Below are 23,779 nucleotides of genomic sequence, written 5' to 3'. Positions count from 1 at the left end.
CCCAATCCCACTGATCGCCGGTTTCCTGTTCTCAAAGCACTTTTCGTCGCGTAAGACCGCGCCGGCGCCACCCGCCGTATAATCGCGCCCTCTTCCATTGCCTTCTGCAACGTGACCACCCGCTCCCGCATTACCATCGTTAGCCCGGCCGCCGCCAGCGACAACAATGGCAATTGGCAAACGGCCAGCCGCTGGGCGCGTTTCCTCGGCATGGACTACCGCGTGCGCGTTGCCGGAAGCTGGCCGGATGCTGGCCAGCCCGAGCCCGACCTCCTGATCGCCCTGCACGCGCGGCGCTCGGCCGCCGCACTGGCTGCCTTCTGCGAACGCCATCCGCACCGGCCCAGCATCCTGGTCCTGACCGGCACCGACCTGTACCGCGACATCGACACCTCGCTTGAAGCCCGCGCTTCGCTCGAGCACGCCAGCGCCCTGGTCGTGCTGCAGGAAGCCGGCCTGGAACGCCTGCCGCCACCGCTGCGCGCCAGGGCCCGCGTGATCTACCAGTCCGCGCCCACCCTGCGCCCGCCACCAGAAACGAACCGGCGCCAATTCGATGTCTGCATGATCGGCCACCTGCGCCTTGAGAAAGACCCGCAGACCTTCATGCGCGCCGCGCAACTGGTGACGCACCCGCGCCTGCGCCTGCTGCACATCGGCAGCGCCCTCGATCCGGCCCTGGCCGAGGCGGCAGGCGACACGGAACAGGCATGCCCACGCTACCGCTGGCTCGGCCCGATGTCCCACGCCGCCACGCGCCAGCGCCTGAAACGCTGCGCGGCCATGGTCATCGCCTCCCACATGGAAGGCGGCGCCAACGTCATCATCGAAGCCGTCACCAGCGGCGTGCCGGTGCTGGCTTCGAACATCGACGGCAACCGCGGCATGCTCGGGAACGACTACGCCGGCTATTTCCCGCCCGGCGACGCCGCCGCCCTGGCCCAGCTGCTCGACCGTATCGCAAGCGACCCGGCATTCGATTCCCTGCTGTGCCGCCAGTGCGCCGCGCGCGCCCCGCTGTTCGCCCCGGCCGCCGAGCAAGCAGCCTTGTGCGACTTGGTGGATAATCTGCTGCGCGCGAGCGCGTCCTGAATACGTCAACAACCCTGGAACCGAACATGAGCGACCAACCCATCAAACTGACTTCCTTCTCCCACGGCGGCGGCTGCGGCTGCAAGATCGCCCCCGGCGTGCTGGCCGAGATCCTGAAGAAGTCGAGCGGCTTCCCCGTGCCGCCGCAATTGATGGTCGGCATCGAGACGGCCGACGACGCCGCCGTCTATAAACTCAACGACGAGCAGGCGCTGATCGCCACCACCGACTTCTTCATGCCGATCGTCGACGATCCCTTCGACTTCGGCCGCATAGCGGCCACCAATGCCATCTCCGACGTGTACGCCATGGGCGGCACCCCGATCATGGCCCTGGCCCTGGTCGGCATGCCGATCAACAAGCTGCCTCTGGAAACCATCGGCGACATCATCCGCGGCGGCGAATCGGTGTGCGCCGAAGCCGGCATCCCGATCGCCGGCGGCCACACCATCGACTCGGTGGAGCCGATCTACGGCCTGGTGGTGATGGGCCTGGTGCACCCGGACCGCGTGAAGCGCAATGCCGACGCCCGCGCCGGCGACGTGCTGATCCTCGGCAAACCGCTGGGCGTGGGCGTGCTTTCGGCCGCATTGAAGAAGGACGCGCTGGGCGAGGATGGCTATGCCGCGATGATCGCCAACACCACCAAACTGAACAAGCCGGGCAAGCTGCTGGCCGAGATGGACGGCGTCCACGCCCTGACCGATGTCACCGGCTTCGGCCTGCTCGGCCACCTGCTGGAACTGGCGCGCGGCGCCGGGCTCGAAGCGCGGCTCGACATGGAGGCGATTCCCCTGCTGCCCGGGGTGCTGCAGCTGGCCCACGACGGCTACTTTACCGGCGCATCCGGCCGCAACTGGGATGCCTACGGCAAGGACGTGGCCCTGGCCGACGGCATCACCGCTGCCCAGCGCGCGCTGCTGACCGACCCGCAAACCTCGGGCGGCCTGCTGGTGTCGTGCGCGCCGGAAGCGGCCGACGCCGTGCTGGCCCTGTTCGCACGCGAAGGTTTCGGTGAGGCCCGCGTCGTCGGCCGCATGGAAGCGGGCAGCGCGCGCGTCGTCGTGCAGGCCTGATTCCGTGGGAGGCAATGTCAGCCGCGCTCTGCGAATTGTTGCGGCTGACATACTTTCAACACTTGTCTAAGCAATTATTTTGCATCCCCACGGCAACAAGTTATCTTCTTGAGAATTGTCGGTTGTATAATCGCTGCGCCGGCGCAGACCGGACTTCGATACCCACGACGACTTCTTGAGACACATGCCGACGCCCGTGGCCGCATCCGCGCCCCCCGATCCTGACCCTGAGCTCGAGCGCCTCCCCAGCTGGCTGACCCGGCTGGGCGATGCGATCCTGACGACCGACAGCCGCCAGCGCCGCACGCTCAGCCTGCTGCTGCTGGCCGCCCTCGTCACCGCGACCGTCGTGGTGCTGCTCGCCTATGCCACCATGATCGGCGTCGCGCAGGCGAAGCATATTGCCTGGCTGGCCGGCCTGTTCGGCCTGTTCATGGTCGGCTTCTACACCACCATCCGCAGCGGCCTGAACCGCCGCTTCAGCGATCCCACCCTGGCCCTGCCCCAGGTGATCTCGGCCCAGAGCCTGATCGCTACCGGCTACGCCATGACCGGCCCGGTGCATGGCGCCACCGTCATCATGCTGTCGCTGGTGATGGTGTTCGGCATGTTCAGCCTGCGCCCCGCCGCCCTGCGCGTGGCCAGCCTGTACACGGTGGCGGTGATGGGCGCAGTGATGTACTGGTGCGTGCGCCACCAGCCCGAACTCTACCCGGCGCGCCTCGAACTCTTCAATTTCGCGCTGACGGCGGTGGTGATGCTGGCCATGTCGCAGCTGTCCGGCCAGTTGATGGACATGCGCACCCGCGTCAAGACCCAGAAGATCGCCCTTGAGCAGGCGCTTACCCACATCAACGAGATGGCGGCGCGCGACGAACTGACCGGCCTGCCGAACCGGCGCCGCATGATGACCCTGCTGCAGGAACACGCGACGCGCCATGCGCGCGGCGGCCCGCGCTTCTACGTCTGCATCATCGACCTGGATCACTTCAAGAGCATCAACGATACCTTCGGCCACGCCGCCGGCGACGCCGTGCTGCGCGCCTTTGCCAACCAGGCCCAGCAGGTACTGCGCGGCACCGACATGATCGGGCGCTGGGGCGGCGAGGAATTCCTGCTGCTGCTGCCGGAAACCCCGCCGGGCGAACCGACCCTGGGCGTGGCGCGCCTGCGCGACACCCTGGCCGTGATGCCGGCCAGTCCCACCCTGCCTGATCTGCGCGTGCGCTTCTCGGCCGGTTTCGCCCGCTACGAAGACGGCGAGCCCATCGACCAGGCCATCGAACGCGCCGACCGCGCCCTGTACGCCGCCAAGTCGGCGGGACGCAACCGCAGCGTCGTGCTCTGACGCCCTTCTCCTTCCTACCCTGAACGCGTGCGCCAGCGGCCGGACCTTCCGGCCTGGCGCAGCCTGCCCGCAGCAACCCCACCAAACCGGAAAAGCCCGCAAGCCCTCTGGACGAATGACAAGTTGTCATGTAGGATGTTTCCTACAGGAACAATGCGTTATTTCCCTTGCACGCCTCGTTAACGCTCTGTCACGGGGCGTGCTGACAGAATCGCCATGGAGTGTTGTTTTTCGCGTTCCCGACGCGATCCAGATCATTGTTTGCGGATATTACTGTTTCCGCACATCAATGTGCTCTGCTACCATTTTGGCTGTGACCAGGACTTTCCATCCGTTTTAGAGCAACTGGCAACAAAAGCGGCAGGCGAAAGACAGCGTCGGGCGGTCGGAAACAGGTAGTCGTCCGCAGCGCTCGATGCCCGGCCGCGTGCTCCCCACCCCAGCAATCATTTTCCAAGCATCCTATCGATGAATTCGCCGGCACGATCGTCTTCTCTCTCCGAACTGCGCGCCGCACTGCGCGAACTGTCGCCCTACGTGGGCAGGGCCCTCTGGTTCAGCCTGGCCTGCGGCGTGCTGGTGCTGGCGCCGTCCTGGTACATGCTCGAAGTCTATGACCGCGTGGTCAACAGCGCGAACGGCACCACCCTGGCCATGCTCACCCTGGCCGTGCTCGGCGCCTACCTGCTGATGGAGGTGCTGGAATGGGCGCGCGCCGACCAGATGCATGCGGCCGCCTGCCACCTCGACGAGCGCCTGACGCGCCGCGTCTTCCACGCCGCCTTCGAGTCCAGCCGCAAATCGCTGCCGGGCGGCGGCGCACAGGCCATGAACGATCTGCGTACCGTGCGCGACTTCATCCATTCGCCGGTCGTCACCGCCGCCATGGACGCGCCGCTGGCGGTGCTGTTCCTGGCCCTGATCTTCGCCATCAGCCCGCTGCTGGGCGTGGTGGCCCTGGGCGTGGCCCTGGTGCAGGTGCTGATCGGCTGGCTGAACAGCCGCGGCACGCGCGAGCCGCTGCTGGCGGCCAACCGCAACAGCTACGCCGCCCAGCAGCAGGCCGACCGCCTGCAGTCGCAGGCCACCGTGATCGACGTGCTCGGCATGTATGGCGCCCTGCGCACGCGCTGGTTCGGCAAGCAGATGGAAGCGACCGCGCTCCAGGCCGAGGCCTCGAAGCGCGGCGGCGGCTACCAGGCCCTGTCGAAGCTGCTGCAGAACCTGGTCAACTCGGCCCTGCTCGGCCTGTCGTGCTGGCTGCTGCTGCACGATTCCCTGAACGGCGGCAGCGCCATGCTGGTCATCGCCGGCATCCTGGGCGGCCGCGTGCTGGCGCCCTTCATTCAGATCGTCACCCAGTGGCAGGGCGTGGCCTCGGCACTCGAATCGTTCCAGCGCCTGGAAGCCCTGCTGAAGGCAGTCCCGAGCGCCGCCCCGGGCATGCCGCTGCCGGCGCCACAAGGCACGCTGACGGTCGAGCAGCTGGTCGCCACTGCGCCAGGCAGCAGCGCCCCGATCCTGAAAGGCCTGGCCTTCGGCCTGCAGCCGGGCGAAGTGGCGGTGGTCATGGGCCCGTCGGGCGCCGGCAAGTCGAGCCTGGCGCGCCTGCTGCTGGGCATGTGGCCGGCCGCCTCGGGCAAGGTGCGCCTCGACGGCGTCGACGTGTTTGCCTGGCCGCGCGCCGAACTCGGCCCGCACCTGGGCTACCTGCCGCAGGCGGTCGACCTGGTCGAAGGCACGGTCGCCGAGAACATCTGCCGCTTCGGCGCGGTCGACCGCACCGCCGTCGAAGCCGCCGCACGCAGCGCCAACCTGGAGCCGCTGATCGCCACCCTGCCACAGGGCTACGACACACCGGTCGGCCCGAACGGCAATGCGCTCTCCGGCGGCCAGCGCCAGCGCATCGCCCTGGCGCGCGCGCTGTACGGCAACCCGGCGCTGGTCGTGCTCGACGAACCGAATTCCAGCCTGGACGATGCCGGCGACGCCGCCCTGGTCCACGCCATCCTCGAACACAAGGAACGCGGCTGCACCTTCGTCGTGATGAGCCACCGCGCCAACGTGCTGGCGGTGGCCGACAAGATCCTGCTGCTGCGCGAAGGCCAGCAGGCCGGCTTCGGGCCGCGCGAGGAGGTGCTGGCCGCGCTGCGCCGGGCGAACGCTCCCGACGCGGCTGCACCGGCATCTGCACCTGTCCAGCGCAGCACTCCTCCCCTCGCCACCGCGAAAGGCTGATCCCCATGACCACCAAAACGACAGGCCAGAACGGCCTGCGCGGGGCCCTTGCGTCCCTGCGCCGCGAATTCGGCCACGCCGGCCTCTTGAGCGTGCTCACCAATGTGCTGATGCTCACGCCCACGATCTACATGCTGCAGGTCTATGACCGCGTGCTGCTCAGCCGCAGCGAGCTGACCCTGCTCGCCGTGTCGCTGATCGCGCTGGCGATGTTTGCCTGCGTGGCGCTGGCCGAATGGTGGCGCACCCGGGTGCTGGTGCAGGCCGGGCAGCGCCTCGACGCCGCCCTCGCCGGCCCGCTGATGGACGCCGATTTCACCGCCTCGCTGCAGGGCAAGGGCACGACCGCTACCCGTCCGCTGGCCGACTTGATCCAGGTGCGCCAGTTCCTCACCGGCCCCGGCATCCTGGCCTTCTTCGACGCGCCCTGGGCGCCGATCTACATCGCCGTGCTGTTCGTGCTGCATCCGGCGCTGGGCGCGCTGGCCCTGGTGTTCGCCGCCATCCAGTGCCTGCTGGCCTGGCAGGGCCACGGCCGCAGCGTGGCCCCGGCCGATGCGGCATCGAAAGCGTCCGGCGCCGAGATGGGCTGGCTGCGCGCCAAGCTGCGCGGCGCCGAAGCGCTGGAAGCGATGGGCATGCTCGGCAACCTGTGGCAGCGCTGGAACCGCCTGCACGGCCAGCAGCTGCAGCGCGGCCTGGAACTCCAGGGCTTCACGGCCCGCGTGACCGCGGTCAGCAAGTTCGTGCGCTATGCCCAGCAGTCGCTGGTGCTGGGCCTGGGCAGCCTGCTCGTGATCGACGGCCAGCTCTCGGTCGGCGCCATGCTCGCCGCCAACGTGCTGATGACGCGCGCACTGGCCCCGATCGACAGCCTGGTCGGCCTCTGGCGCGGCCTGATCAACGCCCGCCTGGCCTACGGCCGCCTGCGCGCGCTGCTGCAGGAACAGGGCAACGCGCCCGTCGCGATGGCGAATGAGCTGCCCCAGGAACGCCTGCGCGGCAACGTGCAGCTGCGCGCCCTGAGCGCCCACACCCAGGGCGGCGCGCGCACCATCCTCGACGGCATCGACCTGGCGCTGGCTGCCGGCAGCGTCACCGTGGTGGTCGGCCCTTCGGGCTCGGGCAAGTCGACGCTGGCGCGCGTGGTGGTCGGCGCCTGGCCGCACATCAGCGGCGAAGCCCTGCTCGACGGCCGCCCGCTGCAGGATTACCCGCGCCGCCAGTTCGGCGCCCAGCTCGGCTACCTGCCGCAGGACGTCGGCCTGTTCGACGGCAGCATCGCCGAGAACATCGCCCGCTTCGGCGAGATCGATTCGCAGCAGGTGATCGGCGCGGCCCTGAAGACCGGCCTGCACGACATCATCCTGCGCCTGCCGCGCGGCTACGACACCCCGGTCGACAACGACGGCGTGCAGCTGCCCGGCGGCCTGCGCCAGCGCATCGCCCTGGCGCGCGCGGTCTACGGTTCGCCCGCCCTGGTGGTGCTCGACGAGCCGAACGCGAACCTCGACGAAGCCGGCGAAGCCGCGCTCACCGCCCTGGTGCGCCAGCTGAAAGTCGAAGGCAAGACCGTGCTCCTGATTACCCACCGCCCGGCCATCCTGGCCGCCGCCGACCGCCTGGTCATGCTGCGCGACGGCAAAGTAGAACGCGACGGCACGCCCGAGCAGGTGCTCGCAGAAGTGCGCCGCGCCGCTTCCCAACCTCTTCCGCAAACGCCATGAAACCTCAATTCAACACTGCTCAACGCGAGATCGATCCTGTCCAGCCCGGCCTGCCGCAGGCCGGCGCCGACCTGTGGCCGGGCAGCGGCCCGGCCGCCAACGATGAACCGCCTGCGGGCGATGCGCCTGCCGCCGCCGGCCGCGCACGGCGCAGCCTGCGCCTGGGCAAGCTGGCCCTGGCCCTGGGCCTGGCCGGTTTGCTGGCCTGGGTTGCCTTTGCCCCGCTCGACGAAGGCGTGCCTGCGCCCGGCACCGTGATGGTCGACACCAAGCGCCAGCCGGTGCAGCACCTGACCGGCGGCCTGATCAAGCAGGTACTGGTGCGCGAGGGCGACCTCGTGAAGCAGGGCCAGCCGCTCGTCGAACTCGACAGCGCCGTGGCGCGCGCCAACTTCACGGCGGTGCGCCTGCGCTACCTGAACGAACGCGCGGCCGAGTCGCGCCTGCTGGCTGAACAGAACGGCGCCGCCGCCATCGCCCTGCACCCCGACGTCGAGGCAGCGCGCCAGGACCCGGGCGTGAGCCTGCAGATCGAGGCCCAGCAGCAGCTGTTCGTGTCGCGCAAGGCGGCGCTGCAGGCCGACCTGCAAGCCATCGAAGACGGCATCCGCGGCCAGCGCAGCGCCATCGACGGCTACCAGGGCCTGCTGGAGAGCCGCCGCGCCCAGCTCGCCCTGCTGACCGAGGAACTGAACGCCACGCGCGACCTGGTGAAGGAAGGCTATGCGCCGCGCAACCGCCAGCTCGAACTCGAGCGCATGGTGGCCGACGCGCGCGGCGCCTCGGCCGACCTGCTCGGCAACATCGCGCGTGCCCGCGCCGCCATCGCCGAAGCGAGCCAGCGCGCCACCCAGCGCCGCAGCGAATACCGTCAGGACAGCGCGCGCCAGCTGACCGAAGTGCTGCGCGACGTCCAGGCCGACCAGGAAAAATTCCGCGCCGCCGGCGAGGAACTGGCGCGCATGGAAATCCGCTCGCCGGCCGCCGGCCACGTGGTCGGCCTGGCCCTGCAGTCGCCCGGCGCCGTGATCCAGCCGGCCCAGAAGCTGATGGACATCGTGCCCGAAGGCGCGGCCCTGACCGTCGAGGCCCACGTGCCGCCGCAGCTGGTCGACCGCGTCCGCAACGGCCAGGAAGTCGACATCCGCTTCTCCTCGTTCGCGCACTCGCCGCAGCTGGTCGTCAGCGGCAAGGTGCTGACCGTGTCGGCCGACCTGCTGACCGACCCGCAGACCAATGTCAGCTACTACCTGGCGCGCGTGACCGTCACGCCGGAAGGCATGCACACACTCGGCGCGCGCCAGCTGCAGCCGGGCATGCCGGCGGAACTGGTCTTCAAGACCGGCGAACGCTCGCTGCTGACCTACATGCTGCACCCGCTGGTCAAGCGCGTGGCCGCGTCGATGAAGGAAGAGTAATGAAGCGCCGTCTGCTTTCCAACCTGGTTGCGTCCGTGCTCGCCTGTGCGAGCGTCACGGCTGCGGCCCAGACCCTGACCCTGCAGCAGGTGTACGCCGCCGCGCGCCAGCAGGACGCCACCCTGCAGGCCGCGCGCGCCCAGGCCGAGGCCGGCCGCGAAGCCGTGCCCCAGGCCCGCGCCCGCCTGCTGCCGAACGTCTCGATGAACCTCGCGCGCAGCAAGGAAGAACTCGACAGCACCAGCCTCGGCGCCCAGCCGGTCAGGAGCGAGCGCGAGTATTTCGCGTCGAGCAAGGTGCTGTCGCTGCGCCAGCCGCTGATTCGTGCCGGCGACGTCGTCAACCTGAAGCAGGCCTATGCCCGCGTCGACGAATCCGAAGCGAACCTCGAACGCGACACCCAGAACCTGGCGGTGCGCGTTTGCGAAGCCTATTTCGAGCTGCTGCTGGCCGACGAGCAGATCGCCCTGGTATCCAGCCAGCGGGCGGCCTACACCACCCAGCTGGCGGCGGCCGAACGCGGCTTCGCAGCCGGCTCCGGCACCCGCACCGACATCGACGAAGTGCGCGCCCGCCTCGACCTGAACACCGCCGACGAACTGCAGGCGCGCCAGCACCGCCTGGTCGCCCTGAAACAGCTGCGCACCATGGTCACCGTCCCCTTCGACGCCGTGGCGCCGCTCGACGCCGCCCGCTTCGAGCCGAACGCGCCGGCCGCCGCCGAGCTCGATGCCTGGACCGCGCGCGCCGCCGCCAACAGCCCCGAGATCAAGGCCCTGCAGGCGCAAGTAAAAGCAGCCGGGCTGGAAGTGACCAAGGCCCGTGCCCAGCACCTGCCGACCCTCGACCTGGTCGCCAACTACTCGCGCAACGAGAGCGACAGCATCGACCGCATCGGCTCGCGCTACAACAACAAATCGGTCGGCCTGCAGCTGAACGTGCCGCTGTATGCCGGCGGCGCCGTGAATTCGGCGGCGCGCCAGGCGGTGGCCGAGCGCACCCGGGCCGAAGCCGCGCTGGAAGCCCTGGGGCGCGACCTCGAGGTGCGCGTCTACCGCGAATTCTCCAGCGTCGCCGAAGGTGCGCTGCGCATCCGCGCCCTGCAGCAGGCGGTGCGTTCGAGCGAACAGGTGGTGCTGTCGAACCGCAAGTCGTTCGCCGCCGGCAGCCGCACCACGGTCGACATCCTGAACGCCGAGCAGCAGCGCACCACCGCCGAGCGCGACCTGGCCCAGGCGCGCTACCTGTACCTGATCGCCGGCGTGCGCCTGGCGGTGCTGGCCGGCGCCTTCGATACCGCCCAGCTCGACCGGATCGACCGTTTCTTCGCGGTCGGCCTGGCCAAAGGAAATGTGTCGCCCCCTGGGGCGCAGCAACCTTGAATTGTTAAATCGCTACCGGAAAGTGTTGTTTTCCGGTGCCTCTGAGAATCTTGGTATTGCTGGGTGTAACTGATGTTTCCACAAGCCAACGGACTCTGTTACCATCATTACGTGAACAACATGTTGATTCCTGCCTTGCTCGACATTCCGCATTTCCCGCCTGCCATTCCCGCAGTCTCCCGTTTTTCCCGTTCCCGCATCGACGCGGGAACGCTGCTGTCTGCTGTTCGCTGGTTAGCAAATCAGTAACACACCACTTCCATCACAGTATTTTTTTGACAAGATACCTACCATGAGCACGAACCAAGCTACGCAAATCCTGTTCATCGATGCCGCCGTGACCGACGTCGCGGCCCTGCTGGCATCGGTGGATTCGTCGATCGAAGTGGTGCAGCTGAGCGCCAACGAAGACGGGCTGGCGCAAATCGCGCGCGCCCTCGACGGCCGCACCGACATCGGCGCCCTCCACATCGTCTCGCACGGCGCGCCGGGCGCGCTGGTGCTGGGCGGCGTCACGATCGACGAAGCCGCCCTGGCCACCCACGGCGCCGAACTGGCGACCATCCGCGCCGCCCTGGGCGACGGCGCCGACCTGCTGCTGTATGGCTGCGACGTCGCCGCCGGCGACAGCGGCGCCGCCTTCACGCAAGCCCTGGCCGCCGCCACCGGCGCCGACGTGGCCGCCTCGACCGACGTCACCGGCGCCGCGCGCCTGGGCGGCAACTGGGTCCTGGAAGCGCAGACCGGCAGCATCGAGACCACCGCGCTCGCCTTCGACGACTACGACGCGACCCTCGGCCCCGACGGCCAGCTGCCGGGCGGCCTGCGCGGCAACGGCCCCTACACCTGGGGCGGCTACACCTTCCAGACCCGCCTCGATGGCGCCATCACCGACAGCGACCCGGAAAACCCGCTGCGCGCCGGTAACAAGTGGGACCGCTACATCCTCGAAGGCGTCGCCGCCGGCACCCGCGTCTACGTGTACATGGGTAACTCGGATGTGGTCGACGACTACCTGCAGATCGACCGCAACGGCACCATCATCACCCAGAACGACGACGGCGGCGACGGCGAGCGTAGCTACGACGCGTTTGTCACCTGGATCTACCAGCCGGGCGACGTGATCCGCGCCACCACCTTCTCGCCGGGCTACCGCGGCAGCTACTCGCTGTACATCGGCACCTCCAACGGCCAGGTTGCTTCGGGTACCGACATCGGCAACGCGCCGGCGCCTGTGCCGCCGCCGCCGACCGCGCCTGTCTTCACCGACAGCCACAACCTGCTGCAGACCTATAACGACAGCGGCGCCACCGACGGTTTCGGCGCCGCCACCGGCACCTTCACCGCCACCGACTCGACCCCGACCAGCACGATGCGCTTCGGCGGCGGCGGCGTGGGCGCCTTCGGCACCCTGGCCGTGGGCAGCGACGGCAGCTTCAGCTATACCCCGGACGCGTACGCGATCAACGCCCTGGCCGCCGGCCAGACCCGCACCGACACCTTCACCGTCAGCGTCAGCGACGGCGCCCTGAGCAGCTACAAGACCGTCACCGTGAACGTGGTCGGCGCCAACGACGCGCCGGTCCTGAACACCGACATGAACCTGGCACCGGTGCTGGAAGACGCCGGCGCCACCACCGGCGAGAACCCTGGCCGCACCGTCTCGCAGCTGGCCGGCGGCGTGTTCTCCGATATCGACGCCGGCAGCAGCCTGGGCGGCATCGTCATCGTCGGCAACGCCGCGACCGCCGCCCAAGGTACCTGGCAGTACTCGACCGACGGCGTCACCTGGTTCGACGTCGGCAATGTCGACGCCGCGAATGGCCTGGTGCTCGGCGCCGGCGCGCGCCTGCACTTCGTGCCGGCCCTGAATTACAACGGCACCCCGGGCAGCCTGAGCGTGCACGCGGCCGACAACAACTTCGCCGGCGCCTTCACGAACGGCGCCAACCGCGCCACCTTCGACACCACGAACGACGCCGCCACCTCGGGCGTGTCGAACGCGCCGCGCGCGATCGCCACCAACGTCATCGCCGTCAACGACGCGCCGACCTTCGACAGCGTCGCCGCCACCCCGGTCATCGCCGAGACCGTCGCCTACGACGGCGCCGCTTTCGCCACCGACAACACCATCACCGGCACCCTCACCGGCACCGACGTCGACAGCCCGATCGGTTCGCTCGCCTTCAGCATCCGCGGCGGCACCCTGTCCGGCAATACCTGGACCAAGGTCGGCCTGTACGGCACCCTGAGCCTGGACGCCACCACCCACGCCTGGAGCTACACCCCGAACAAGGCCGCCGCGGTCAACGCGCTGGCCGCCGGCCAGACCGGCCACGACGTGTTCGAATTCAAGGTCACCGACTCGGGCGGCGCCTCGAGCAACCAGACCATCGACGTCAGCATCACCGGCACCAACGACGTGCCGGTCCTGGCGCACGCCATCGCCGACCAGTCCTTCGCCGGCGCCGGTACCTGGAAATTCCAGATCCCTGCCGACAGCTTCACCGACGCCGAAGGCCGCGGCCTGACCTACACCGTCGACGTGCTCGACGCCCAGGGCGTCGTGGTCGACACCATCGGCGCCGCCAACGGCAGCGACCCGGCCAAGGCCTCGTCGTGGCTGAGCTTTGACGAAGGCACCCGCACCTTCACCGGCAACCCGAGCGCCGCCTGGAACGACGCCGGCCTGACCCTGCGCGTGACCGCCACCGACGCCGAAGGCGCCGCCGCCACCGACACCTTTGCCCTGAACCTGTCCGGCACCGCCAACCAGGGCCCGACCGTGGGCGCGCCGCTGAAATGGCAGTCGGTCGCCGCCACCTTCGAGACCACCGACGTCACCCTCAGCGCCAACCTGGGCGGCACCACCATCACCTTCGACGGCCAGACCGTCAACCTGGGCACGGCCGCCACCGGCGACGAAGTGGCCATCGCCGTCGAGCAGGCCTTCAGCGCCGCCACCGGCAACGGCTACACCCCGATCGACCCGGCCTTCGGCAACCGCATTACCCTGCGCGCCGACAGCGCCGGCGCCCGCAGCGACTTCATCAACGGCACCTACAACGTCGACGGCGGCAGCTACACCGTCAACGTCCGCACCGAGGGCCGCGACGCCGTCAGCGCAACGAGCGACATCCAGTTCGGCACCCCGCTTGCATCGGACACCCAGACCAGCTTCAGCATCGACGGCGTCGCGATCACGCTGAACGGCCCGCTGAGCGTCGAGGACATCGCCGCCGCCATCGTGCTGCAGCTGAACGCCGGCAACGGCACCTGGACCGCCAGCGTCGACAGCGTGAATACCGACACGGTGCACTTCGTCGCCCAGCCGGGCCCCGTGGCTGGCTTGAGCGCAGGCAGCTTCGGCGACCTGGCCCCGGTCGTGAACCAGTCCTCCGACGGCGCCAACGCCGTGCGCGAACAGGTCGACATCACCTTCGACGGCAGCTACGGCGGCGCTCAGATCACCATCGCCGGCGTGAGCGCCGCGGCGGGCAGCGCCGTGTCCGCGGCCGCCACCGCCGCCGCCCTGGCCGGCGCCACCTATGCCAACCACGACATCGTCGACAATGGCAACGGCAGCATCCGCGTCGTCGCCAACGAACCGGGCAACCAGGCCGACCTGACCGACGCCGACTTCGGCGGCAACCACAGCGGCGCCACCACCGTGGCAGGCCACAGCGACGGCGCCGGCTGGACCTACGCCATTCCGGCCGGCACCTTCGTCGACGCCGAGAACAACGCCCTGGTCTACACCGCGTATACCCTCGATCCGTCCACCGGCGTCGCCAGCCCGCTGGTCGACAGCGCGGCCCTGAGCTTCAACCCGGCCACCGGCACCTTCAGCGGCAACGGCGTGGCAGCAGGCAACACCCTGATCGAGGTGCGCGCCACCGACACCGCCTCGGGCCAGTACGCGACCAGCCAGTTCCAGCTGGCCGTCACCCGCGGCGTCACCGTCGCCAGCCTGAGCGCCAACATCGCACCAAGCGACACCAGCTTCTCCAGCGGCGCCGGCACCGGCAGCTACACCCTGCCGGCCACCGCCTTCGATTACGTCGCGAACGACGGCACGCCGCTGACCTACACGGTCGCCGCGGTCGATGCCGACGGCAACCCGATCGCCTTCCCGGCCTGGCTGCACTTCGACGGCCATACCGGCACCTTCTTCGGCAACCCGACCTACCTGGCCGGCGACGTACGCGTGGTCGTGACCGCCCACGGCAGCAACGGCCTCACCGCCAGCAGCGCGCCGTTCACCCTGCAGGTCGCCAACCCGAACGACGGCATCGTGCTGAGCGCGCCGATCGCCGACCAGATCGTCGGCGCCGGCAACGAATTCGGCCTGACCGTCCCGGCCCCGTTCACCAACCCGGACGGCACCAACGACGGCACCGCCCAGACCAACGGCATCAGCTACATCGTCACCGCGAACGGCCGGCCGCTGTCCGACTTCGGCCTGACCGTCACCGTCCAGGCCGACGGCGGCCTGGTCTTCGGCGGCAACCCGTCGGCAGCCGAGCCTTACCTGAACATCCTCGTCACCGGCATCGAACAGCAGGGCGGCAGCCAGGCCAGCACCAGCTTCACGCTGAACCTGAACAACGGCAGTGCGCAGCAGGGCGGCCCGGAAGCGCTGGACGCCAACAACCCCGGCGCCGTGACCATTTCGGGCAATCCGCTCGAAGGCCAGATCCTGACCGCCAACGCCCCGACCGACGCCGACGGCGTGTCGGGTCCGGCCCGCTACCAGTGGCAAGTCTCGAGCGACAACGGCCAGACCTGGCAGGACGTGGCCCCGGCCGCGAACGGCGCCGTGCGCGGCCAGGACAGCACCCTGGTGCTGGCCGAAAGCGAATCGACCAAGCTGGTGCGCGTGCAGGCCTTCTACAACGACAACGGCGGCGTTGCCGAGTCGCCAGTCTCCAGCGCCCTCGCCATCCAGAATCTGCAGACCCCGGGCAGCGTCACCGTCTCGGGCGCCCTGACCCCGGGCGAAACCCTGACCGCGACCATCGCCGACGGCGACGGCCTGCTGCTGGCCGAGCCGAGCTACCAGTGGTTCCGCGACGGCGTGGCGATCAACGGCGCCACCTACGCCGCCTACACCCTGACCAACGCCGACGGCGGCCACCGCATGAGCGTGCGCGTCAGCTACACCGACGACCACGGCACCCTCGAGAGCAACATCAGCTCGGGCTCGACCGCCACCGTGCAGTTGGGCGCCGTCAAGCCGACCGCGGTCAACGACAGCGGCATCGCCGTCGAAGCCAGCGGCGTCGGCAACAGCATCCCGGGCGTGAACCCGACCGGCAACGTGCTGGAAAACGACTTCGACATCAACAACAACCTGAACGCGGTCAACCCGATCGCCTCGGTCCGCAGCGGCAACGCCGAAGGCCTGGGCGACGCCGGCCAGCTGAGCGGCGATGTCTACACCGTAACCGGCCTGTACGGCACCCTGTCGCTGAACCGTGCCACCGGCGCCTGGTCGTATGTTGTCGACCAGAGCAACAGCACCGTGGATGCGCTGGCCCCGGGCCAGTCGCTGCAGGACAGCTTCAACTACACCATCGGCGACGACACCGGCCTGTTCGACACGGCCGTGCTGAACATCACCATCAACGGCGCCAACGACGCGCCGACCCTGAACGACGTGCCGCCAACGGCCGTGTTCACCGAAGACGTGGCGGCGGCGATCCGTACCAGCTTCTCGATCGTCGATCCGGACGGCGGCGCCAGCTTCGCGCTGCGCCTGAGCGTCAACCAGGGCTTCCTGCGCGGCGAAGAGCCGGCGGCCTACATCCGCCCGGCCGGCCTGACCGTTACCGGTACCGACACGAGTGTCCTGATCATCGCCGGCAACAGCATGGGCGACGTGCAGAACTGGCTGGCCGCCAGCCAGCTGCTGTACACCAGTGGTCCTAACCAGAACGGCAACCTGAACGACACCCTGACCTATGCGGTGCGCGACGGTAACGGCTCGTTCATGAACGCCGGCACCACCTTCCTCGACGTCACCCACGCGAACAACCCGCCGATCGTCGACGTCGGCGGCGCCGCCACCGCCGGCAACGACTTCACCGCCACCTTCCGCCCACGCGGCGGCGAAGTGGCGGTCGTCGCCGACGACGTGCGCATCACCGACATCGACGTCCAGGACACCATCGTCTCGGCCACCGTGGCCCTGGCGACCGGCGCCTTCGACAACGTCTTCGGCACCATCTTCGAGACCCTGCGCTCGACCGCCGGCAGCAGCTACGCCGGTTCGCTGGGCGCGATCGCGATCAACGGCAACGGCACGGGCGAACACGGCCTGACCGGCGCCACCTCGCTGGTCCTGACCGGCGACGGCACCCGCGCCGACTACGAGAACGCGCTCAAGACCGTCGTCTACAACAACAGCAACCCGAACGCCTTCTCGGGCGAGCGCACCATCACCATCTCGGTGACCGACGACGAAGGTTCGGCCTCGAACACCGGTTCGTTTGCCACCGCCAGCGCGAACAACCTGATCGCGGTCGGCCAGCGTATCTTCATGAACGGCGTCGACACCGGCTTCACCGTCGGCCAGGTCATCGACAGCCAGCACTTCGTCGCTTCCGGCCCGCTGGCTGGCCTGGCGCCGGGCGCCAACCTGCAGTTCTACGGCGCCGGCAGCCTGGTCACCAGCGCCGTCCAGAGCGGCCCGGTCGTGGCCACCACCACCGTGCTGGTGCCATGGACCCCGGTCATCGACATGAACGGCGACGGCCTCGAAGGCCGTGACCACAGCGTCACCTACACCGAAGGCCAGAGCGGCGTGGCGCTGGCGACTTCCGACGCCAGCATCACCGACCAGGACGGCAACATCGCCAGCGTGGTCGTGACCCTGACCAACCCGCAGAACGGCGCCGCCGAGAAGCTGTTCATCTCGGACGCCCTGGTGGCCCAGCTGGCCGTCTTCGGCGTGACCGTGAGCGGCAACAACAGCACTGCCATCACCCTCGGCTACGACGCGGCAGCGCGCCCGAACGGCGTCGACGCGGCCTACTTCCAGATCGGCCTGCGCGCAGTGCAGTACGTGAACGCCGCCGACCTGCCGAACCTGACCCCGCGCGTGGTGTCGGTCACCAGCACCGACGTCGACGGCAACACCGGCGTCGGCGCCAGCACCACCATCAACCTGGTCGGCGTGAACGATGCGCCGCATGGCACCGATACCACCGTCACCGCCCTGGAAGACACGGCGCTGGTGCTGAACGTGGCCGACTTCGGCTTCACCGACGTCGACGCCAACACCCTGGTCGCCGTGAAGATCTCGAGCCTGCCGCAAACGGGCAGCCTGAGCCTGGACGGCGTTGCCGTCGAGGCCGGCCAGTTCGTGTCGGCGGCCGACATCGCCGCCGGCAAGCTGGTCTACACCCCGGCTCCCGACCGCAGCGGCCCGGCCCTGGCCAGCTTCGGCTTCCAGGTGCAGGACAACGGCGGCACCGCCAATGGCGGCGTCGACCTCGACCCGGTCGCACGCACCCTGAGCATCGACGTCACCCCGGTGAACGATGCGCCAGTGATGACCGCGGCTGCGCCAGTCATGCTCACGATCGGCGAAAACGCGCTGAACAACGGCGGACAGGCTGTCTCGACCCTGGTCGGCAACGCACCGGGCCAGACCGGCGTGGCCGACGTCGACGCCCTCAACAACAACGGCGCCGGCTACGCGCCGGAAGGCACCGGCCACGGCATCGCGATCCACGCCCTGGCCAACGACGGCCCGGCCGACGGCGGCGTCTGGGAATACTCGCTCGACGGCGGCAGCACCTGGCTGGCGGTCGGCGCGGTCGACAGCGGCAACGCCCTGCTGCTGCGCAGCAGCGACCTGATCCGCTTCAAGCCTGACGGCCTGAACGGCACGCAAGCGAGCTTCTCCTACTACCTGTGGGATGGCGCCAGCGGCAGCGCCGGCGCCAAGGCCGACGCCTCGGTACGCGGCGGCACCAGCGCCTTCTCGACCGGCTCGGATACCTCGAGCATCACGGTCACCCACGCGAACGACGCCCCTGTGGTCGACCTGAACGGCGGCGGCGCCGGCAACAACCTGGCGACCATCTTCCGTCCGCGCGGCGACGCCGTGGCGGTGGTGGGCGACATCGTCATCACCGACGCCGACCACCTGGCCGGCGGCGTGGCCGACACCCTGGTCTCGGCCCGCGTCACCCTCACCGGCGGCGCACTGGACAACCTGTTCGGCACCACCTACGAAACGCTGTACTCGAGCGCCGGCGCCAGCTTCGCCGGTTCGCTGGGCGCGATCGCGATCAGCGGCAACGGCACGGGCGAGCACGGCCTGGTTGGCGCGACGCAGCTGAACTTCAGCGGCGCCGGCACCCACGCCGACTACCAGGACGCGCTGAAGACGGTCCTGTACAACAACAGCAACCCGAACGCCTACTCGGGCGACCGCACCGTGCAGATCGTGGTGCGCGACGCTTCGGTCAGCACCGGCGACGCCGCCAACGGCCTGGATTCGGCCATCGTCACCACCACCATCCAGGTCCCATGGACCCCGGTGGTCGACATGAACGGCGACCGCGCCGCGGGCCGCAACAACGAGGCCACCTACGTCGAACGCAGCGCCGGCGTGGCGATTGCCGCCTCCGACGCCAGCATCGTCGACCAGGACGGCAACATCAAGCGCCTGGTCGTCACCCTGGGCAACCATCCGGACGGCGCCAGCGAGAAGCTGTTCGTGTCCGATGCCCTGATCGCCCAGTTCGGCGCCATCGGCCTGACCATCACCGGCAACAACTCGCATGCGATCACCGTCACCGGCAACAAGGACGGCTCGGTGTTCCAGCTGGCGCTGCGTGCGATCCAGTACGTGAACAGCTCGGCCAATCCGTCGCCGGAAGACCGCGTGATCCGCGTCGAATCGGTCGACATGCAGGACAACACCGGTGTCGGCGCCTCGACCGTCATCCACATCACCCCGGTCAACGACGCCCCGGTGGGCCTCGACGGCGCGGTGAGCCTGGATGAGGACAGCGCCTACACGCTGCGCCTGCAGGACTTCGGCTATACCGACGCCGAAGGCCATGCGCTGGCCGGCGTGAAGATCGCTACCCTGCCGGCCACCGGTAGCCTGACCCTGGACGGCGTTGCGCTGACCGCGGGCCAGGAAGTGAGCGCGGCCGACATTGCCGCCGGTAAGCTGGTGTACCGCCCTGTGGCGAACGCCAACGACGGCCAGAATCCGCCTGCCCCGACGCTGACCTTCCAGGTTCGCGACGCCGGCGGCACCGCCAACGGCGGCGCCGACCTCGACGCCACCCCGAACACGCTGACGCTGAACGTCGTGCCGGTCAACGACCTGCCGACCGGTTCGGACGGCACCGGCGTGCCAAGCGTGACGGTGAGCGGCGAACTGCGCGACGGCCAGGTCCTGACGGCCAACGTCGACATCGCCGACGTCGACCGCAGCGCCCTGGAGATCGCCGCTGCCACCTTCTACCAGTGGCAGTCGCGTGAAGTGCCGGGCGGCGCCTGGACCGCGATTGCCGGCGCCACCGCCAGCACCTACCTGCTGACCGCGGCCGAAGCGAACCGCGAAGTGCGCGTCGTCGTCACCTACGCAGACGACCTGGCGACCCAGTCGGTGCCGGTGTTCGACTCGGCGCGTGCCGATGCGCCGGCCGTCGTGGCCGACGTGAACGGCGATATCGTGCTCGACATCGATACCGACGAACCGGTGGTGCTCCTCAATCCGATCGCCGACATCAACGTGCGCAACGGCGGCGACGGTCCGGTGACCGTGGGCGGCATGCCGCACGGCGGCACCCTGACCTACGAAGGCGGCGGCCCGGTCGTGCTGCACGATCCACGCGGCGACGTCAACGTCGTTACCGACGGCCCGGGCACCGTGACCATCGAGGAACTCGAAGACGATGCCACCGTCAACACCTCGGGCGACGGCGACGTGAACGTCAACAATCCGCAGGGCGACGTCAACGTCAACAACGGCGGTCCTGGCACCGTCACCGTGCGCGGCCTAGACGACGGCGGCACCGTCGACGTCAACGGCGCCGGCCCGACCACCGTGGACGCTCCGGAAGGCGACCTGACCGTCAACAATGGCGGCCCGGGCACCGTGACGGTCGAGGAACTCGAAGACGACGCCACCGTCACCACCTCGGGCGACGGCGACGTGAACGTCAACAATCCGCAGGGCGACGTCAACGTCAACAACGGCGGTCCTGGCACCGTCACCGTGCGCGGCCTGGACGACGGCGGCACCGTCGACGTCAACGGCGCCGGCCCGACCACCGTGGACGCTCCGGAAGGCGACCTGACCGTCAACAATGGCGGCCCGGGCACCGTGACGGTCGAGGAACTCGAAGACGACGCCACCGTCACCACCTCGGGCGACGGCGACGTGAACGTCAACAATCCGCAGGGCGACGTCAACGTCAACAACGGCGGTCCTGGCACCGTCACCGTGCGCGGCCTCGACGACGGCGGCACCGTCGACGTCAACGGCAACGGCCCGACCACCGTGGCCGATCCGGAAGGCGACCTGACCGTCAACAACGGCGGCCCGGGTACCACGACCGTGACCGGCCTCGATGATGACGCCACCGTCACCACTTCGGGCGACGGCAACGTCGATATCGACCAGCCGCAAGGCGACGTCAACGTCAACAACGGCGGTCCTGGCACGGTCACCGTGCGCGGCCTGGACGACGGCGGCACTGTCGACGTCAACGGCGCCGGCCCGACCACCGTGGCCGATCCGGAAGGCGACCTGACCGTCAACAACGGCGGCCCGGGCACCACGACCGTGACCGGTCTCGACGACGACGCCACCGTCACCACTTCGGGTGATGGCAACGTGAATGTCGACCAGCCAGAAGGCAGCGTCAACCTGAACAACGGCGGCCCCGGCACCGTGACGGTCATCGGCCTGAACGACGGCGAAACCGTGGACGTGAACGGCAACGGCCCGACCACGATCGCCGACCCTGAAGGCGACCTGACCGTCAACAACGGCGGCCCGGGCACCGCCACGGTTACCGGCCTGGACGACGATGCGACGCTCACCACCTCGGGCAATGGCGACGTGGACGTCGACCAGCCGGAAGGCAGCGTCAACCTGAACAACGGCGGCCCAGGCACCGTGACGGTCATCGGCCTGAACGACGGCGAAACCGTGGACGTGAATGGCAACGGCCCGACTACGATCGCCGACCCTGAAGGCGACCTCACCGTCAACAACGGCGGCCCGGGCACTGCCACGGTCACCGGCCTGGATGACGATGCAACGGTCACCACCTCGGGCACCGGCAACGTCAACGTCGACCAGCCTGAAGGCAGCGTCAACCTGAACAACGGTGGCCCTGGCACCGTGACGGTCATCGGCCTGAACGACGGCGAAACCGTGAACGTGACCGGCAACGGCCCGACCACGGTCAGCAACCCGCAAGGCGACGCGACCCTGCACAACGGCGGCAGCGGCGTCCTGACGGTGACCGGCCCGGCGCCGGACAGCCAGCTGGACTTCACCGGCAGCGGTCCGTTCGCGGTCGACCTGGCAGGCTTCCCGGCCAATGGCCACATCGGCCTGAACAACGTCGACGGCGCCGACGTGCAGGTGCTGCATGCACCAGCCGGCGCGCAGATCGACAGCCTGGGCGCGGGCGACATCACGATCCTGGCCCCGGCCGGCGACGTGCATGTCCATAACGCCGGCACCGGCACCATGATCATCGAGCAGCCGGCCGACGGCAGCACGGTGACCAAGACCGGCACCGGCCCGGCGCTGATCGACCACCCGGTGGGCGGCTTCACGCTGGACAACGACGATAGCGGCCCGGTCACGGTGCAGCACCTGCCGGCCGGCTCGACCCTGGTCCTGCAGGGCACCGGTCCGGTGGTGGTGGAATCGAACCTGGCACAGGGTGAACACGTGCAGGTCGATACCTCGGGCAACAGCAACGTGCAGCTGGCGAATAACGGCAAGGGCACGATCGACGTGATCGGCGACCTGCAGCTCGACAGCGGCGATGCGATGAGCATCAAGCTCGGCGGCGACGCCACCACGGCCCTGACCGTGGCCGGCACCGTCTCGCTGGACGGCACCCCGCTGAACCTGACGCTGGACCCGGACTACGCGGCGCACCTGGGCGACACCATCACCCTGCTCGACAACGACGGCAGCGATGCCGTGGTCGGCACCTTCGCCGGCCTGGCGGAAGGCGCGGCGATCCTGGTGGGTGGCAAGCTGTTCAGCATCAGCTACGTGGGCGGCACCGGCAACGACGTCGTGCTGACCCGTGTCAACGATGCACCGAGCGGCCAGGTGACGATCTCCGGATCGGCCACCCAGCACCAGACCCTAACGGCCAGCAACACGCTGGGCGACACCGACGGCATGGGCAACGTCAGCTACCGCTGGCTGGCCGATGGCGCCCTGGTGGCGGTGGGCAGCAGCTATGTGCTGACCCAGGCCCAGGTGGGCAAGGCGATCACCGTGGTCGCCAGCTACACCGACGCCGAAGGCACGGTGGAAACCGTGAGCAGCAGCGCCACCGGGCGCGTGGCCAACGTCAACGACGCGCCGACCGGCGCGGTGCTGATCGCCGGCAACGCCACCCTGGGCCAGACCCTGACCGCCTCGAACACCCTGGCGGACCAGGACGGCATGGGCACGGTGAGCTACCAGTGGCAAGCCAACGGCGCCGACATCGCCGGCGCCACCGGCGGCAGCCTGACCCTGGACGCGGCGCTGATCGGCAAGACGATCGGCGTGGTGGCCCGTTACACCGACGGCTTCGGCGCGGCGGAAGCGGTGGGTAGCGCGGCCACCGAGGCGGTGCGTGACGGCAACGGCGTGGCGCCTTCGGTGGAAGCCCTGGCGCCGGCGCTTGGCAACGGCGGCCTGCTCGGCGACGGCAACGGCGACGGCATCCTCGACGCCCTGCAGCCTTCGGTGGTCTCGATGGCCGTACCGAGCGCCGCGAATGGCAGCTCCTATGTCACGCTGGTGGCAGGCGCGGTGAACGGCAAGCCGGTGGCGGACGCGAATCCGCTGACCGACGTCCACAGCGTGCACGACGCGATCAACCTGCCAAGCTGGGCGCAAGCCCCGATGGACGGCATCTCGTTCACCGCCAAGGTCAATGCACCGGGCGCGACCGAGAACTTCAGCCTGTACGTCGATGCGAGCTCGGGTGTGAACGGCTACTGGGCGAAGGATGCCAGCGGCGTGCTGGTCAACCTGGCCAGCGCGGCCTACGGCGGTCAGATGGTGACCGAAGGCGACAAGATCCGCCTCGACTTCCACATCACCGAAGGCAGCCAGTTCGACGTGGGCGTGGCCGGCGATTCGAACATCGTCAGCAACGGCGTGGCGGCGCATGCATCGCTGAGCCTGATCGGCTACGTGATCGACACGCCGGACGAGCAAGGCCCAGGCAACGCGTTCGACTAAGCACCGAAAATACATGATTAAAGGAATGAA

At 69.1% G+C, this 23,779-nt stretch carries 9 protein-coding genes; all 9 read left to right on the top strand.

Going from position 1 to position 23,779, the window contains the following annotated elements:
* Nucleotides 1-111: 111 nt before the first annotated feature.
* Nucleotides 112-1,092: a selenoneine biosynthesis selenosugar synthase SenB gene (gene senB / locus LK540_RS00645; protein ID WP_229435009.1), complete on the top strand. Its 981-nt coding sequence runs from the start codon at nt 112-114 to the stop codon at nt 1,090-1,092.
* A gap of 26 nt (nt 1,093-1,118) precedes the next feature.
* Nucleotides 1,119-2,168, top strand: a complete 1,050-nt coding sequence (selD, locus tag LK540_RS00640) for a selenide, water dikinase SelD (protein ID WP_229435007.1) — start codon at nt 1,119-1,121, stop codon at nt 2,166-2,168.
* Between the two features lie 184 nt (nt 2,169-2,352).
* Nucleotides 2,353-3,516, top strand: coding sequence for a GGDEF domain-containing protein (locus LK540_RS00635; RefSeq protein WP_229435005.1), 1,164 nt, complete (start codon nt 2,353-2,355; stop codon nt 3,514-3,516).
* A gap of 468 nt (nt 3,517-3,984) precedes the next feature.
* On the top strand, nt 3,985-5,754 hold the full coding sequence (locus LK540_RS00630) for a type I secretion system permease/ATPase (protein ID WP_229435003.1): 1,770 nt from the start codon (nt 3,985-3,987) through the stop codon (nt 5,752-5,754).
* A gap of 5 nt (nt 5,755-5,759) precedes the next feature.
* On the top strand, nt 5,760-7,481 hold the full coding sequence (locus LK540_RS00625; RefSeq protein WP_229435001.1) for a type I secretion system permease/ATPase: 1,722 nt from the start codon (nt 5,760-5,762) through the stop codon (nt 7,479-7,481).
* Nucleotides 7,478-8,899 carry an HlyD family type I secretion periplasmic adaptor subunit gene (locus tag LK540_RS00620; RefSeq protein WP_229435000.1) on the top strand — a complete coding sequence of 474 codons (1,422 nt, stop codon included), beginning with the start codon at nt 7,478-7,480 and terminating at the stop codon, nt 8,897-8,899. Before LK540_RS00625 ends, LK540_RS00620 begins: the two co-directional genes overlap by 4 nt.
* Nucleotides 8,899-10,281, top strand: a complete 1,383-nt coding sequence (locus tag LK540_RS00615; RefSeq protein ID WP_229434998.1) for a TolC family outer membrane protein — start codon at nt 8,899-8,901, stop codon at nt 10,279-10,281. The genes LK540_RS00620 and LK540_RS00615 overlap by 1 nt, the downstream gene beginning before the upstream one ends.
* Before the next feature lie 120 nt (nt 10,282-10,401).
* Nucleotides 10,402-10,530 carry a hypothetical protein gene (locus tag LK540_RS25215; protein WP_267498623.1) on the top strand — a complete coding sequence of 43 codons (129 nt, stop codon included), beginning with the start codon at nt 10,402-10,404 and terminating at the stop codon, nt 10,528-10,530.
* 43 nt (nt 10,531-10,573) lie between these two features.
* The gene (locus tag LK540_RS00605; protein WP_267498622.1) at nt 10,574-23,749 is read left to right on the top strand and encodes a DUF4347 domain-containing protein; all 13,176 of its coding nucleotides are present in this window, start codon (nt 10,574-10,576) and stop codon (nt 23,747-23,749) included.
* The last annotated feature ends 30 nt before the right edge of the window (nt 23,750-23,779 follow it).

Source organism: Massilia sp. IC2-278 (assembly GCF_020708045.1).
Taxonomy (GTDB): Bacteria; Pseudomonadota; Gammaproteobacteria; order Burkholderiales; family Burkholderiaceae_D; genus Telluria.
Note: the sequence above shows the minus strand (reverse complement) of the source record. Positions and strands in the feature narration are given on the sequence as shown.